Source organism: Candidatus Hydrogenedentota bacterium, from assembly GCA_035416745.1.
Classification (GTDB): Bacteria; Hydrogenedentota; Hydrogenedentia; order Hydrogenedentales; family SLHB01; genus UBA2224.
In genome coordinates, this window is the sequence record DAOLNV010000010.1 from 61,374 (window position 1) to 77,038 (window position 15,665).

The following is a 15,665-nucleotide window of genomic DNA, read 5'->3' on the forward strand; positions in this document are numbered from 1 at the left end:
ACGGCGTGTGGCGCGAAAAGCCGAAAGTTCGGCGGTAAGAACGCGCAGGCAAGACGTCGTCCCGCCCAAATCTCCGCAGTACCAGGGGGCTGGAGTGTGTGCTGCGGCTGGGCGTTCAGGCGTTTTCCGCGATTGAAAGGCAGAGTTGGATTACTATGGATCATGAAGAATCCATGGGTTCCGCGTTTGCGGCGACTTCCGTCGAGAACTGTTACCAGTGCGGCAAATGCACGGCGGGCTGCCCGGCCTCGGATGAAATGGACTTCATGCCGAACCAAATCCTGCGCCTGGTGCAAACGGACGACGTCGACAGGGCCATGCGGTCGCGGGCGATCTGGCTGTGTGTTTCCTGCCTGACCTGCACGACACGATGTCCCCAGTCCGTGGATTGCGCCGGCGTGATGGACGTCCTCCGCGAGATGGCCGCCGAACAGAAAACGGTACCAGCTGACGTGCAGCGGGTCCTGGTGTTCCAGCGGGCTTTCCTCGACAACATACGCCGGCACGGCCGGACCAATGAAGTCGAACTTATCATGCAATTCAAGACCCTTGGATTTCTCAAAGATCGCAATATCCGGCTTTTGATGAAGGACGCGCTGTTGGCGCCCAAGCTCATGCAGCGGGGTAAGTTCCATCTGCGGGGCGAATCGGTGCGGGACCGTGCGGTGGTGCGGCGCATCTTCGACCGGTGCATGCCGAACGCTGGCAAGGCCCGCATGGCCGCCGCGGATGAGGGCAGCGGGTCCGAGGAGGCCGTCTGATGATGGAGTTTGGGTACTACCCCGGTTGCGCGCTTCACGGCTCATCCAACGATTATGAGCAATCGGTACAGGCATGCTTGAAACCCCTGGGCGTCGGTCTAAAGGAGCTCGACGACTGGCTCTGTTGTGGCGCGACGGCCGCCCACACGTTGAACCACATGCTGGCCGTGTCCCTGCCCGCGCGAAATCTGGCCTTGGCCGAGCGGGACGGCTTCGCCGACGTGTTCGCGCCCTGCCCGATGTGCTCGATGGAGCTCATCAAGGTAAACCGGGCCTTGGACGGGAATCCCGAGTTGCGCAAGCGGGTCTCCGAGATTGTCGAGCTGCCGGTCGAGGGGAAAACGCAGATTCTCAATCTTATCCAGGTTTTTCAAAAGATTGGCGTGGACCAGATTCGCGCGGCGGTGAAAAAGCCGCTCAGCCATGTTAAGGCGGCCTGCTATTATGGCTGTCTTTTGACCAGGCCCCCCGATACGCTTCAGTTTGACGACCCCGAACATCCCCGTTCGATGGAGACGGTGCTCGAAGCGTTGGGCGCATCTACCGTCGCGTGGAATTACGCCACGGAATGTTGCGGGGCGGGATTGACGATGGCGCGCGAGGAGTTGGTGTGCGAACTGTCGCACCGGATCCTGACTAACGCAGCGGCGCACGGGGCCAATTGCCTCGTGGTAGCCTGTCCGATGTGCCATACCAATCTGGACATGAAACAGGCGGACATCGACCGTCGCTACGGCGTGCACCACGACATGGTGGTCTATTACCTCTCTGACTTGGTAGGAATGGCGCTGGGCGTGGACGAAACCGAGCTCGGCGTGAACAAGCATTTCGTCGTGAGACAAGCAGGGCAACCGTTGGAAAGCGGGGCAACGCAGACCGCGGAGATGCAATAGAACTATGGGCAGAATCGGCGTATTCATTTGCTGGTGCGGCGAGAACATCGCGCGCGCGTTCGACATGGACGAGCTGACCGAGGCCGTGGCCGAAATCCCGGGCGTTCGGTGTGCGATAGACTACAAGTACATGTGTTCCGAGCCTGGCCAGGCGCTCATCCGCGAGAAAATCCGTTCGGAGAAGCTCGAAGCCATCGTGGTGGCCTCCTGTTCGCCTCACATGCATCTGAAGACCTTCCGGGCGGCTGCGCAGGCGGCCGGGCTGAATCCGTACCTCGTCGAGATGGCTAACATCCGCGAGCAGTGCTCCTGGGTGCACGAGCCGTACGAGGACGAGACGGTCGCCAAAGCCGTCTCCATTATCCGCATGACCGTGCAGAAGGTTCTGCGCAACCGCGCGCTCGAACCCATCCATGTTCCGCTGACGAAGCGGGCGCTCGTTGTTGGCGGCGGGGTGGCCGGTATTCAGGCTTCGCTGGACCTCGCGGATTCCGGGTACGAAGTGGTTCTGGTCGAGCGTGAACCCTCGATCGGCGGGAAAATGGCGGGTCTCTCGGAGACGTTCCCCACCCTGGACTGCTCCCAGTGCATCCTGACCCCGCGGATGGTCGAGGTGGGCCAGCATCCCAATATCCGGCTGTACACCTATTCGGAGGTCGAGTCCGTCGAAGGGTTTGTCGGCAATTTCACGATAACCATCCGTCAAAAAGCGCGTTACGTCGACATCGCGAAGTGCACGGGCTGCCTCGAATGCTGGAACCGGTGCCCATCCAGAGAAGCCCCGAGCGAATTCGATTACGGTCTGACCAAACGCAAGGCGATCTACGTGCCGTTTCCTCAGGCGGTCCCGGCGCGCCCCATCATCGATCTCAACTCGTGCGCCAAGTTCCTGCGAAATGAATGCGGCACGTGCCTCAAAGTATGCGAGGCCAAGGCCATCAACTTCGACGACCAGGACAAGGTCGTCACGGAGCAGGTCGGCGCCATCGTAGTCGCCACCGGCTACCGGATGTACGACATCGGCCGCGAGCAGGAGAACGCCAAGTACACGGGGTACGGCGAATACGGTTACGGCCAGTACAAGGACGTGATTGACTCGCTCCAGTTCGAGCGTCTGCTGTCCGCTTCGGGTCCGACCGGGGGCGAGGTGAAACGGCCCTCGGACGGGGCAGTCCCGAAGAAGGTGGTGTTCATCGCCTGCGTAGGTTCGCGCGACAACGCCAAGGGTATCCCCTACTGCTCGAAGATTTGTTGCATGTACACGGCCAAGCACACGATGCTTTACAAGCACAAGGTGCACGACGGCCAGGCGTACGTGTTCTATATGGACATTCGCGCGGGCGGCAAGGGATATGAGGAATTCGTGCGGCGCGCCATCGAGAAGGATGGCGCTCGGTACTACCGGGGCCGCGTCTCCAAGATCACCGAGGAGAACGGCAAACTCATCGTACGCGGCGCCGACACGCTGACCGGCGCGCCCGTGGCCGTCGAGGCCGACCTGGTCGTGCTGGCCGCCGCGATGCGCCCCGCAATCGGAGTGTTGGAACTCGCGCAGAAGATCAAGCTCGGGTATGACGAGTTCGGGTTCCTGTCCGAGTCCCACCCGAAACTTCGGCCCGTGGAGACCAACACGGCCGGCGTTTATATCTGCGGCGCGTGCCATGCGCCGAAGGACATTCCCGAAGCCGTCGCCCAAGCTTCGGCGGCGGCAGGAAAGGTCCAGGTCCTGTTCTCGAAGGGCGAACTGACCCGCGAGCCCGAGGTCGCGTCCGTCAACGAACAGGCGTGCGCCGCGTGTTTCGCGTGCGTCCGGACGTGCCCGTATCTCGCCATCGATAAGGCCGAGATCCGGGATCGCCAAGGCAATCTGCTCAAGATGACGGCGCGCGTCAACCCAAGCTTGTGCATGGGGTGCGGGACCTGCGTGGCCGTATGCCCGTCCAAGAGCGTCGACCTCGAAGGGTTCAGCGAGGAGCAGATCTACGAAATGGTGAACGGCTTGATATGAGCGAAGATTTCGAACCCAAGATCGTAGCGTTCGTGTGCAATTGGTGCACGTACCTTGCCGCGGACCTTGCCGGCACCAACCGCCTCGAGTATCCGCCGAACGTCCGTATCCTCCGGCTGCCGTGTACGGGCCGGGTGGACTTCAACCTCATCATCAAAGCGCTCGAAATGGGCGCGGACGCCGTGGTGGTGTCGGGCTGCCACCCGGGCGACTGCCATTACACGGCGGGAAACTACCACGCGCGGCGGAGGTGGATTCTATTTCGCGAGCTTCTTGAAACAATGGGCGTCGAGACGGACCGAATCTTCTTCTCGTGGATTTCGGCCGCGGAAAGCAAGAAGTGGCAGCAGATGATAACGGAGATTACGGACCAGATCCGCGAGATGGGTCCGTATCAGGCATATCACGAGATTTCTGAGGCAACGGCATGATAGGGCAATTACGCGACAAGTGCCGGCGTCTTCTGCAGGACGGCGCCGTTCAGGTAGTCATCGGGTACGGCGGCGCGAGCACTCCGGATGGAATGCCGCATCCGATCTTCGTGAGGCGGCCGGACGATGTGGACAAGCTCGTGTGGAATGACCGGTGCATGTCGAACCTGACCACCTACCTGACGCGGGACGCCGTCAAGGCCCTCGGCAAGCCCGCCATCGTGGTCAAGGGCTGCGACGCGCGTGCCCTGGTCGTACTCGAACAGGAGTGCCAGATCGACCGTTCCGCCATGCACGTTATCGGCATGGCGTGCGCGGGCGTCGGCAGCCCAAGGGCGCCGAAGTGCGCCTCCTGCGACGTCCACGTGCCGGCCCTGGCGGACGAGGTCATCGGGGAAGCGCCTGAGACGACGGGGCCGGCGGACTCGCCGTACTCCGAACTCGAGGAGTTTCTCAAGAAGAGCACCGTCGAACGGTTTGCTTACTGGCGCGAGGAAACAGCGCGCTGCATCCGGTGTTACGCCTGCCGCGAGGTCTGTCCCACGTGCTATTGCCGGCGCTGCATCGTGGACAAGAACCGGCCCACGTGCATTGAGACCTCGGCGACGGTCAAGGCCAATTTCGCATGGCATGTGACGCGGGCGTTTCACCAGGCCGGGCGCTGCACGGGATGCGGCGAATGCACAAGAGCCTGCCCGGTCGGCATCAATATGAGGCTGCTGAACCAGTCGCTGGCCCGGGCGGCTGAAGAGCATTTCAGCTACCGCGCGGGCACGGACCGCGAAACCCCGCCCATCATCGGCGCTTATGGCCTCGAAGACAAGGAGAGTTTCATCCGGTGAGTGAAATGATCGCCCAAGAGGCCCTTCCGGGGCTGGTAGACAAATGGCTCGCCCAGGGCAAGCGCGTAGCTGGTCCGAGCGTGGTCAAGCCAGGCTATTGCTTATACGTCGAGCTGGAATCTTCGGCGCAACTTGCCCTCGAAGGGTTCGTTCGCCCGCGGAATTCGATCAAAGAGTTCGTATTTCCGCGTCACGAGACGGTCTGCCGGTATCATTTCAGCGGACACACCGTCGAGACCGAGGACTGCGACCCGCCGCAATCGGAGCAAGTGATTGTAGGCGCCCGCCCCTGCGACGCGGCCGCCTTGCCCATCCTCGACCACCTGTTTACGTGGGATTACGAAGACAAGTTCTATACCGAACGCCGTAAGGCGACCACCGTTGTCACGCTGGCATGCCAGACCCACGACGACGAGTGCTTCTGCACGTCGCTGGACCTCGGTCCCGCCGCCGAACAGGGCTCGGACGTCCTTCTCCTGGCGATGCCGGGCGGATACGAAGTGCGTTGCCTGACTGACAAGGGCAAGGCCCTTTTCGCAGGAGAGACCCGGACTGCCGAACAGGCTGCCGTTGTGCCGCCCGGTCCCCCAGTTACGGTAACGCCCGAGACCGTCATGACCTACTTGCAGGCAAGCTATGACGACCCGATGTGGATCGACCTGGCGTTGCGGTGTCTCGGGTGCGGGGCGTGCGCGTATACCTGCCCGACCTGCCATTGCTTCGACATCGTGGACGAGGGCACCGCCGCGGGCGGCTGCCGGGTCAAGAATTGGGACTGTTGCCAGTTTGCCATGTTCACCCAGCATGCTTCCGGACACAATCCGCGGCCCGGGCAGTCGCAGCGCCAGAGGCAGCGTATTCAGCACAAGTTTCGCATCTATCCGGAGAAGTTCGGCGTGATGCTTTGCACGGGGTGCGGCAACTGCGCGCGAAACTGTCCGGTTGGTCTGGGCGTGTTGAGCACCCTGAAAGAGGCTGCGGGCCACGGCCCGGTCGAGGTTGGGTCATGAATAACATCTATATGCCGGACCTGATGGAAGTCGTCGAGGTGCAGCAGCACACCCCGGACGTCAAATCCGTGAAGATCAAGTTCCAGGACCCCGCGCTCGCGGAATCGTTTACATTTCGCGTCGGACAATTTGGCATGTTCTCGGTATTCGGGGCCGGCGAGTCCACGTTCAATATCTGTTCCAGCTCGAACTGGAAGGGCTTCCTCGAATTCTGCTTCCGCAAGACCGGGAAAGTCACCGAATCACTCTGGCAGGCAGACGAGGGCGACATGATCGGGTTCCGCGGTCCCTACGGCAACAGCTATCCGATGGAAGAGTGGGAAGGCAAGAACCTGATCTTCATAGGCGGCGGGATCGCGATGCCGCCCATTCGGTGCGCCGTGTGGTACGCGCTTGAAAACCGCGCCAAGTACGGCAATATCACGGTGCTGTACGGCGCCCGGACCGTCAAGGACCTCGTCTATGCCGATGAACTCGACAAATGGGCGGAGCAGGAGCGCGTCCGTGTGATACGCTGCGTGGACCCGGGCGGCGAGACCCCCGAATGGAAGGGCGAGGTCGGTCTGATCCCGCACGTTCTCGAGCGCGCCGGCGTATCCGCCGAAAACAGCGTTGCCCTGGTGATCGGCCCTCCCATCATGATCAAATTCACCCTGCCCGTCCTCGATAAGATGGGCCTGGCCAAGGCTGACGTGTATACAAGCCTCGAAAACCGCATGAAATGTGGCATCGGCAAATGTGGCCGGTGTAACTGCGGCCCCGTCTACGTCTGCAAAGAAGGCCCGGTCTTTTCCTTCGAACAACTCAGCCGCCTCCCCGTGGATTACTGACCCCGCGGCGCTAAAGCACTCATCCGGCGCGCAATCCCATACACCGGCGGCTGCGGGACCCGTAACAGTCGCGCACGTTGCGGCAGACGTCATTGGGTTGATGAATTGCGGCTTCGCATTCCGTCATAATGGCGACAGGCATGAAACCCGTTCAAAGGAGTGTCATGACATGAGAGGTATTTCTGTGTCAATCGTCTATGGTCTCGCCCTCTGTTCCCCCCTCGCGGCGCAGAATGCAGCCTTCGCTGACGCCGTCATGGCAAGCCCGGACGAACTTGCCGCTTTCGCCGCATGGGCCGCGGACGTGTTTGGCGACGCAGCCCTGGACTCGAACGCGCCCCCGAAAGTCGCTCTTGAATTGAAAAAACAGGACTTCAGCGAACTGCATTTCCGCCTCTCCTGCGTCGACACTCCCCTGCGCATCGGCGACCAGGGTTTCGAACACGGCCTGGGCACCCACGCCAACAGCGAAATCATAGCATCGGTTCCCGAGAAAGCGGTCCGCTTCGAGGCCATGGTCGGCATTGACAACAACGCCGACACGGGGGGACAACGAGGTAGCGGGGTGTTTATCGTCGAGTTCGGCGGCCAGGAAGCCGTCCGGACGCCTGTCGTGCGCGGCGGCGAGGCGCCTGTTCCCGTGGCGTTCGACGTGCCCGCAGGAACGAACTCCCTGACCCTCAAGGCCGACACGACCGAGGACGGTCCCGCACATGATCAGGCCGACTGGGCAGATGCGCGCTACATCCTCGCGGACGGCACTACAGTCTGGCTTGATGCGGGTCATCACCGCCCGCCCATGGCCGCTGCCAAAGCGCCGTTCTCCTTCCGGTACGCCGGGCAGGATTCCCGCGATTTTCTTGCGCAGTGGGAGCGGACTGCCGCATCCAAGGACTTCGGCACATACCGTTTCTGCACCGCGCACTGGACCGATCCCGTCACCAAGCTGCGTGTCACGGCCGAGGCAAAGGTCTACGCAGCGTATCCGGGCGTGGACTGGGTGCTCTATTTCGAGAACGGTGGTACGGCCGATACGCCGCTCATCGAGGACATTCAGGCGCTCGATCTGACCATGCATACAGGCACCGCCGCGTTACCCACTGAATTCGGCCATAACCGCGGCGACGTATTCAGCGAAGCCAGTTTCGAGAACGCCACGGCGACACTCGAACCCAACATTCCCTTCACCCTGGCGCCCCAGGGCGGCCGCTCGTCAAACGGGGCGTTCCCTTTCTTCGACCTGCGGTTTGGCAACAACACCCTGATCGGCGCGATTGGCTGGTCGGGGCAATGGTCGCTCGCCGCTGTCCGGGAACACCCCGAATACCTTCGCCTTCGTGCCGGCATGCAGCGGACCAGCCTGGCCCTTCATCCCGGCGAAAAGATCCGCACGCCGCGCATCCTCCTGCTCGCCAACACCACCGACGCGGCCACGGCGCACAACCGGTTCCGCCGCCTCATGCTTGCCGAGTATCTGCCTAAAGTCGACGGACGCCCGATTGTGCCGCCCGTCGCGCTACAGTGTTTTGACCGCTACTACCGCAAGGACCCCGAGTGGGCGACGGAAGCGGGCCAGCTTGACGCAGCGAAGAACGCCGCCGCGTTCGGTTTCGATACCCACTGGCTCGACGCCGCATGGTTCCCGAAAGGTTTCCCGACCGGCGTGGGAAACTGGTTCGCGGACCCCGAATTGTTCCCAAGAGGACTGGGCCCCATAGGGGACTTCTGCCACCGCAACGGGATTCGGTTCCTGTTGTGGTTCGAGCCGGAGCGCGTCGCACCCGATACGCAAATCGCCACCGAACACCCGGACTTCGTCTTCGGCGGCGGGCAGGGGGGCCTGTACCGGCTTGACCTGCCTGAAGCGCGCCGGTGGCTCACCGACACGCTGTCCGCGCGCATCGAGGAATACGGGCTGGACTTTTACCGCAACGATTTCAATATGGACCCGCTGGAATACTGGCGTAAAAACGACACGCCCGGACGCGAAGGCGTCACCGAGATCCGGTACATCGAGGGTCTCTACGCCATGTGGGACGAGCTGCTCGAGCGCCATCCGGGGCTGATCATCGACAATTGCTCGAGCGGCGGACGCCGCATCGATCTCGAGACCTGCTCGCGCTCCATCCCCCTCTGGCGAAGCGATACCAATTGTTTCCCAGGCAACGCGGATTGGAACCCGGGGCACTCACTGGGCATCAGCTATTACCTGCCCGCCCACAACGCCACCGCGTGGCAACCCGATGCGTACCCCATGCGCGCCGCTGCGACCGCCGGCCTAATCTGCCAGTGGGACTACCGCAACCCCGATTTCCCCGCCGAGCAGGGCCGCCGCTTCGTCGAGGAAGCCAAATCCCTTTCCAAATACTGGTACGGCGACATCTACCCGATGACGCTCGGCATGAACGGCGCCAGCCATTGGTGCGCGTTTCAGCTTGACCGCCCCGACCTCGACGAAGGCGCCGTCTACTTCTTCCGGCGCAGCCAATCGCCTTACACGCATTTCACCGTCAATCTGAGCGCCCTTGCGCCGGATGCCCTCTACACGCTCGAACACCGCGCGGAAGACGGAACCGTTACCCGGGAAGAACGCACGGGAAAATCGCTCACTGATGACGGCATCGAGGCGGTGCTGGCTACGAAACCCGCCAGCCTCATCGTGCGGTACGAGAAGAAAAAGTAGCGTGAACCGGCCCGCGCGCGGCGGCGCGGCGCGAGCGCGGGCCCGAGCCCGTCATCCCTGGGTGCGGGATTGCCCCGTCTCGCTCCGCGCGATCTGGAGTTTTTCCATCAACTCCCGCTTGCCCTTTTCATACTTCGCCCGGGGATTGGCCTGGTAAAGGTGCCCGGCGCATTCGTCCCACCAGACCGACGGCATCGCGTTGTACTTGAGGCAAGTGTCGGGGATGCCGTGCGTAGTCGTGAGGCGCTCAAACAGCAGGCGGTAGAATTCCCGGGCTTTCATTGTGCTTCCAAACTGAAGTCCGAGTTTCTGAAGCAGGTCCAGGTCGCGTTTCTGGCTGTCCAGTTCCCCGCAACCCCAGACATGCGAGCATGCGCTGAGTTCCGGGATGCGGCCCGGACACGGCGCGCACATCATCCAGTCGGCCCCCCGCACCAGCTTGATCCTGATATCGGGCTTCTTGTTGATAATCAGGTCGATCAGTTCGGGAAGGTTGTCTTCCTTGAAGGGCGGCCGAAGGCCTTCTCCGTACTGGCATACGGCGCACGCGAGAATGTGCGGCCGCACCGTAACCTCTTCCGCTGCAGACAGCGCTTCAAGAGACTTCTTCTTCTCCGCAGCCATTTCCTCTTCGGACCGTGGCGGTATGAGGGCGTTGATTCCCTTCTCCTGGCCCCGTTCGTAGTTGCCGGTATTTGCCAGCGGGCATCCCTTCCACGCGTTGCCAGTCACCGTGTGATAGGCGCAGAGGCCCGAAACCGTCGAGACGCCCATGAGCAAGGTCTTGAACAGCGCGCGGGCGGGCAGCGTGATGCCGGGCGGAAGGCTCAGGATCTGAAGCACGTCCAGGTCGCGTTTCCGGTTGAACTCCTCGCTCTCCGGCGTGTCTTCCTCAATGCCCGACTCCTGGTACGAGTACAGAGCGCCCGCGCTGCAGGACAGCGTTACGGGTATGTCGGGATTCCGCCGGACCGCGTCCCGGATTTCCTTGCATCGTTGATACTGTTCGGCGCCGCTATCGCCTTCTTCGCCAAGCGAGCAAATCGTGCAGAGGAGCTGATATGGCCGGATGACAAGTGGCGTCGGCATTGATGCGGTCTCCTTCTCTTGAGAAGCCTCCTGCGCGGCAGCGATGCTGCTAAGACCCAGGAGTCCTGCTCCACAAAGATGCGTGCACTGAAGAAATTCACGGCGTTCCATCTCACAGCTCTCCTCTGGCTCTAGTACTGCGTTGCTGGGACGCCAACCAGTATGCGCCAAATCAGGTCCCATTTCTACCTGCCGGCGCTTGAGACCTCATTCTTTGCGGTGCCGATTTCTCTCCGGCGCGCAGGCAACTGTTGCTCGAGCGTTTCATGCAGGCTCTCGAGCTTTTCTCCCAACGAGTACGGCGTGTAAACATAGTCCTGCTCGAACTGGAACCCGAGACGAGAATCCCGGGTCGCGGCAAGCAGCGAACGTTCCGTCCGCGCGATTTCCTCGCGCACGATCGTCTCCATCCGGTCGAGTATCGCGTTTGCCTTCTGAGGCTCTTGTTCCGCGGCCTGCTGCAGGCGGAGATCCTCGAATTCGAGAACGGCATAATCGCTCTGCATCATCCGTTGCAGCTGCTCGGCAACCACTACTTCCCGCACCGCCTGCCGCCGTTTGGATTCGGGGCTCGCAAGCGCCGCCGCCCGGTACAGTTTCAGACCTTCCTCCATGCGCTCCGACGCCTGCCGCAGGTACTTCAGGAAAACCGGCAGGACCTTTGTTTCCCGCCCGGCTTCCACGCCGGTCGCGCTTCTCGCATAAAACTCGGCCATGTTTACACCATTTGTGAAATCGGGATAGAAGACCATGCGCGATACCGTGAATGGCCAGTAGGGATTGACCTGTGCGCCGAAATACCCCATCCACTTGTTGTGGTCCGTCCACGAATGCGTGAAGGTCGTGGTCCGGAGAGGCGGTTCCTGGAAAAATAACGGGTTCCCGATGGCGTTGTTCGTTCCCATGTTCGGGCCGGTATCCGGCACAAGGCGAATCGCAAGGCTGAACTGGTCCCATGCTTCGAGAACCATGTCCTTCTGCCCGCTTCCAAAACCGCGGGCGGCAACAGCGCCGAGCAATTCTTCAAACGGAGGCGCATCGCTCCAGCACGTCCAGGCCCGCAACTCGGTCATCAGATTGGGCGTGTAGCCGCTGCTATGGCTTTCCAACGTACCGTTTACCCCGTACTTCTCGAGCGCCTTGTACCGCTCGTACCATTGGTACGGGAACGGGAGGTAAGGGATGGTGCCGAACTGCCAGGCGGCAAACGTGTCGGCCTTGGAATAGACCTTCATGCTCCGTTTGCGCGCTTCGGCAATCTGGGCCTCAGTCACTTCGGCGGGTCCGACTTGATTCAGCGAATAGTCGCGCAGATGCCCCTTCATGCCATCGAGCTCGAAGCTCTTTCCGTTCTCCCACGTGAGCAGGGGGGTTGTATCCGCGGGAAGCTGCTGGATGAAATAGCGTTTCATCTCGACGTTCTGCGGCCGGAAATCGATATTGTATTCCCAGGGCAGAATCTCGATGGCGGGATTCACCCGGTGGCATTCTTCGGTCACGAGCGCCACGGCCCGCGCCCAGTTTTGCGCCCAGTCTTTCACATGCTCTTCGCCGGCGCCATGAAGCCCCCCCCATTGTTTGTACCAGAAGCCTTCCGTCAGAAGGATATAGCCATGGATGTCGGGAAACTCCGCCAGAATGTCCCTTACCAGCTTGCGAAGCCCCGCCTCGCTCTCCGGAGTCCCAAGAGACTGGTAGATGATCGGCACGTAGACCTTGATCCCGTACCGCGAGGCGCGGTTGACCAGGTCTCGCATCTGGGCAGGGTCCTGCCTGCGCACCAGATAGAGCAGGCGCGCATAAAATTCGGTCGAGGTCTCGGCCGTCGTGCGGTCTCCGTTCGGGTTCGCATAACACGACGCGAAAATGCCGTCAAAACCATCGTGAACGAGGTGCGAGAGCAGCGCATCCGGCCATTCCATCCAGCCCATCCAGGATTCAATCATCCGCATATCGTACACGCTGTGCCGAACCGTGCTCAGATTGGCCGGCAGGAACGGCGCCTCGCGCAAGTTCATCCGGGCTTCCAGGTTGTACAGCCCAAACATCGCGCCGCGTTCGTCATACCCGCATACCGTCACCCGTTCCGGCGTCGCGATAATCTCATAATCCTTCGGTGCCGTTAGCGCCGCTCCGCAACCGGGCAACTGCTCGCGCGTGCCGGCGACGATGCACTGCGTGAGACCCTGCCAGCCGTCGAGCGTATCCCGGCCCTCGACTTCCACCTGCACTCCCATCGACGTCTTCAGGTAGTCCTGAAAATCGTGTACCGCGTTCTGTAGAACCACGCCACTGTGCTGGTCCCAAACCAATTTCCAGCCCTGGCTGGGCAGCTCGAATTCGCCGGCGTTCACGTTGGCCTGAGGGTCGCGACGCGCTACATGGACGGGGCTTTCGGACAACCGCTTGTGATAGTCGTACAGCGCCTCCCGAGGCAGTACGCGCGCCACCTCCTGGGCAAAGGCATCCGCGGGCACTTCGGGTTGCTCGGGGACCGCGATCGCGATTCCACGGCGCTCCGGCAATTGTTTCCCGAGCGTTGCGCGCAGACCCTTGAGTTTTTCCTCAAGCGAGTACGGCGTATAGACGTAATCGCACTCGGATTGAAAACCCAGGCGCGAGTCGCGTGTCGCGGCAAGCAGCGAAAACTCGGTACGCTCGATTTCTTCGCGCAGGATGGCTTCCATGTGGTCGAGGAGCGCGTTCGCTTTCGCGGCATCCTGCTCGGAGGCCAGTTGCAGGCGCAGCTCCTCGAACTCGAGGATCGCTTGGTTGCTGCGCAGCATCCGCTCGATCTGTTCCGCTACGATAACCTCTCGCAGCGCCCCTTCCCGCTTGACGGCCGGGCTCGCAAACGCCGCCGCACGGTACAGCTTCAACCCTTCCTCCAGACGGTCAGCAGCCAAGCCCAGGTATTTCAGGAAGACTGGCAACACTTGTTGCCCTCCGCCGTTCTCGATCCCTGACACGCTGCGCGCGTACGACTCGGCCCTGTTCGTCTGGTTGGTGAAGTCAGGGCAGAATACCAGACGCGAAACAGTGAATGGCCAGTAAGGGTTGATCTCGCCTCCCATGTACCCCATCCACTTGGCCTCATCCGTCCATGAACGCGTGAACCTGGCCGTGCGAACCGGCGGCTCCTCAAAAAACAGCGGATTGCCGATCGCGTTGCTCGTGCCCATGGTCGGGCCGGTGTCAGGCACCAAACGAATGGCCTGGCTGAACAGGTCCCATGCCTTCAGAACCGTTTCCTGGTTGTCCGCGCCGAAATTGCGCCGGGCGACGGCGCCAAGCAGTTCGTCAAGGGGAGGCGCGCCACTCCAGCAATACCACGCCCGCAACTCGGTCATGAAACTCGGCGAGTATCCGGTGCTCCAACTCTCCATCGTGCCATTCACGCCAAGCTCTTCCATCGCCTTGTACCGGGCATGCCACTGGTACGGAAATGGGTGGTACGGAACGGTCTGCAACTGCGCGCCGCACACAAACGTGTCGCCGTTGGTGTAGACCTTCATCCCCCGCCGGCGCGCTTCCGCGATCTGCGCTTGCGTGACTTCCGCGGGGCCGATCTGGCTTATCGCATAGTCACGGAGGTATCCCTGGAATCCGTCTATCTCGAAGCTCTTTCCGTTCTCCCACGTGACCAGCGGGATCGTGTCGCCGGGAAGCTGCTGGATGAAATACCGTTTCATGGCGACGTTCTGCGGACGAAAATCAATGTTGTATTCCCACGGAAGTATCTCGATGGCAGGATTCACCCGGTGGCATTCCTCGGCAACGATACCGACAGCCCGGCTCCAGTTGCGCGCCCAGTCCTGCATGTACTCTTCGCTGGCGCCGTGCCCTCCTCCCCACTGCTTGTACCAGAAGCCCTCGGTGAGCAGAACGTAGCCCTGGATGTCGGGAAACTGTTGAAGGATGTCGCGCACCAGCTTGCGCAGACCCTCTTCGCTTTCCGGCGTCCCCATGTACTGATAAATGACCGGCGTATAGACCTTGATGCCAAAGCGGGCGGCGCGGTTGATGAGGTCCCGCATTCGGGCCGGGTCCTGATTGCGGATCCGGAACAGTATCCGCGCATAGAAATCCGTGGACGACTCGGCAGTGGTGCGGTCACCGTTCGGGTTTGCCAATGCCGAAGCGAAGATCGCGTCAAACCCGTCGTGGGCCAGACGCGAAAGCAGGGCGTCCGGAAACTCCATCCAGCCCATCCACGAATGCACCATGCGCGTGTCGTAGAGGCTGTGCCTCACCACATTCAGGTCCGCCGGCAGATAAGGAGCTTCGCGCAGGTTCATCCGGGCTTCGAGGTTGTACAGTCCGAACATCGTTCCCCGCTCGTCGTAGCCGCACACGGCCACCCGGTCAGGCGCTGCAATGATCACGTAGTCCTTGGGGCCCGTCAGCGCCCCGCCACAACCGGGCAACTGGTCCCGTGTTCCGGCTACGACGCACTGAGTCAGGCTCTGCCAGTCCTGCAGCGAATCCCGGCCCTCGATCTCCACTTGGATCCCCATCGAGGTCTTCATGTAATCCTGGAAATCCTGAACCGCGTTTTGAAGAACTTCCCCGCTTTGCTGGTTCCAAATGAGCCGCCACCCTTGACCGGGGAGTGCCATTTCGCCGGCCGCCGGGATGGCATCCGGGTCGCGCCGCGCCACATGCACCGGCCCTTCCGACAGCCGCTTATGATAGCTGTAGCGTTGCTCTGGAGGCAGAGCGCGCTCGACCTCGGCTGCAAAATCCTTCATCGTAACATCGGCTTGAGCAGCCGCTAAGAAGTGAAGCGACCAGCTCACGGACAAAAACAGACCCGCCATGACCCCATACCCCCTTGGCATGTCCCGACATTGGTTGCAGCCGACACCGCGCGGGCCTCGAACCGCGCCGTGCCGTCACTGAAATGAATTATTCCGCATGGCCACATGCTGGCCGCGGAATCCATCAGCAGTGATGACGCCATTGGACCAGAACTCGTCAGGGGACGTCAATTCAATGTGCATCACATTCCTGACCTGCGACAAATGAGCGCCTCAACACGGAAGCCTTACACTTTTTCTTTGGCAATTGATAAAATACGGCTCGGTCCGACACGGGAGCGCAAAAGGCAGCTTCACG

At 61.5% G+C, this 15,665-nt stretch carries 10 protein-coding genes; 8 read left to right on the forward strand and 2 right to left on the reverse strand.

All coding sequences use genetic code 11. From position 1 onward, the window contains the following. The first annotated feature begins 155 nt into the window (after positions 1 to 155). From PLJ71_05745 to PLJ71_05780, 8 genes are all read left to right on the forward strand, one after another. Positions 156 to 761, forward strand: a complete 606-nt coding sequence (locus PLJ71_05745) for a 4Fe-4S dicluster domain-containing protein (protein ID HQM48170.1) — start codon at positions 156 to 158, stop codon at positions 759 to 761. After that, on the forward strand, positions 761 to 1,654 hold the full coding sequence (locus PLJ71_05750) for a CoB--CoM heterodisulfide reductase iron-sulfur subunit B family protein (protein ID HQM48171.1): 894 nt from the start codon (positions 761 to 763) through the stop codon (positions 1,652 to 1,654). The genes PLJ71_05745 and PLJ71_05750 overlap by 1 nt, the downstream gene beginning before the upstream one ends. Before the next feature lie 4 nt (positions 1,655 to 1,658). Continuing rightward, positions 1,659 to 3,662 carry a CoB--CoM heterodisulfide reductase iron-sulfur subunit A family protein gene (locus tag PLJ71_05755; GenBank protein ID HQM48172.1) on the forward strand — a complete coding sequence of 668 codons (2,004 nt, stop codon included), beginning with the start codon at positions 1,659 to 1,661 and terminating at the stop codon, positions 3,660 to 3,662. Next, positions 3,659 to 4,093, forward strand: coding sequence for a hydrogenase iron-sulfur subunit (locus PLJ71_05760; protein ID HQM48173.1), 435 nt, complete (start codon positions 3,659 to 3,661; stop codon positions 4,091 to 4,093). The genes PLJ71_05755 and PLJ71_05760 overlap by 4 nt, the downstream gene beginning before the upstream one ends. Then, positions 4,090 to 4,935, forward strand: coding sequence for a 4Fe-4S binding protein (locus tag PLJ71_05765; GenBank protein ID HQM48174.1), 846 nt, complete (start codon positions 4,090 to 4,092; stop codon positions 4,933 to 4,935). The genes PLJ71_05760 and PLJ71_05765 overlap by 4 nt, the downstream gene beginning before the upstream one ends. Positions 4,936 to 4,940: 5 nt before the next feature. Continuing rightward, positions 4,941 to 5,945 (forward strand): 4Fe-4S dicluster domain-containing protein, encoded by a 1,005-nt coding sequence (locus tag PLJ71_05770; protein HQM48175.1) that lies wholly within the window; start codon positions 4,941 to 4,943, stop codon positions 5,943 to 5,945. Then, positions 5,942 to 6,775 carry an FAD/NAD(P)-binding protein gene (locus PLJ71_05775; protein ID HQM48176.1) on the forward strand — a complete coding sequence of 278 codons (834 nt, stop codon included), beginning with the start codon at positions 5,942 to 5,944 and terminating at the stop codon, positions 6,773 to 6,775. Before PLJ71_05770 ends, PLJ71_05775 begins: the two co-directional genes overlap by 4 nt. A 169-nt stretch (positions 6,776 to 6,944) precedes the next feature. After that, complete coding sequence (locus tag PLJ71_05780) at positions 6,945 to 9,458, forward strand: alpha-galactosidase (GenBank protein HQM48177.1); 2,514 nt, start codon at positions 6,945 to 6,947, stop codon at positions 9,456 to 9,458. Between the two features lie 51 nt (positions 9,459 to 9,509). Here the strand turns inward: PLJ71_05780 and PLJ71_05785 are convergent, their stop codons facing one another. Both PLJ71_05785 and PLJ71_05790 read right to left on the reverse strand, forming a co-directional pair. Next, complete coding sequence (locus tag PLJ71_05785) at positions 9,510 to 10,547, reverse strand: hypothetical protein (protein HQM48178.1); 1,038 nt, start codon at positions 10,545 to 10,547, stop codon at positions 9,510 to 9,512. 185 nt (positions 10,548 to 10,732) lie between these two features. Then, positions 10,733 to 15,367, reverse strand: a complete 4,635-nt coding sequence (locus PLJ71_05790; GenBank protein HQM48179.1) for a hypothetical protein — start codon at positions 15,365 to 15,367, stop codon at positions 10,733 to 10,735. Positions 15,368 to 15,665 lie beyond the last annotated feature (298 nt).

Bases quoted from the DNA above. Each gene is read 5' to 3' on its own strand.
- PLJ71_05745 (HQM48170.1), top strand. From the start codon at position 156: ATGGATCATGAAGAATCCATGGGTTCCGCGTTTGCGGCGACTTCCGTC.
- PLJ71_05750 (HQM48171.1), top strand. From the start codon at position 761: ATGATGGAGTTTGGGTACTACCCCGGTTGCGCGCTTCACGGCTCATCC.
- PLJ71_05755 (HQM48172.1), top strand. From the start codon at position 1,659: ATGGGCAGAATCGGCGTATTCATTTGCTGGTGCGGCGAGAACATCGCG.
- PLJ71_05760 (HQM48173.1), top strand. From the start codon at position 3,659: ATGAGCGAAGATTTCGAACCCAAGATCGTAGCGTTCGTGTGCAATTGG.
- PLJ71_05765 (HQM48174.1), top strand. From the start codon at position 4,090: ATGATAGGGCAATTACGCGACAAGTGCCGGCGTCTTCTGCAGGACGGC.
- PLJ71_05770 (HQM48175.1), top strand. From the start codon at position 4,941: ATGATCGCCCAAGAGGCCCTTCCGGGGCTGGTAGACAAATGGCTCGCC.
- PLJ71_05775 (HQM48176.1), top strand. From the start codon at position 5,942: ATGAATAACATCTATATGCCGGACCTGATGGAAGTCGTCGAGGTGCAG.
- PLJ71_05780 (HQM48177.1), top strand. From the start codon at position 6,945: ATGAGAGGTATTTCTGTGTCAATCGTCTATGGTCTCGCCCTCTGTTCC.
- PLJ71_05785 (HQM48178.1), bottom strand. From the start codon at position 10,547: ATGCCGACGCCACTTGTCATCCGGCCATATCAGCTCCTCTGCACGATT.
- PLJ71_05790 (HQM48179.1), bottom strand. From the start codon at position 15,367: ATGGCGGGTCTGTTTTTGTCCGTGAGCTGGTCGCTTCACTTCTTAGCG.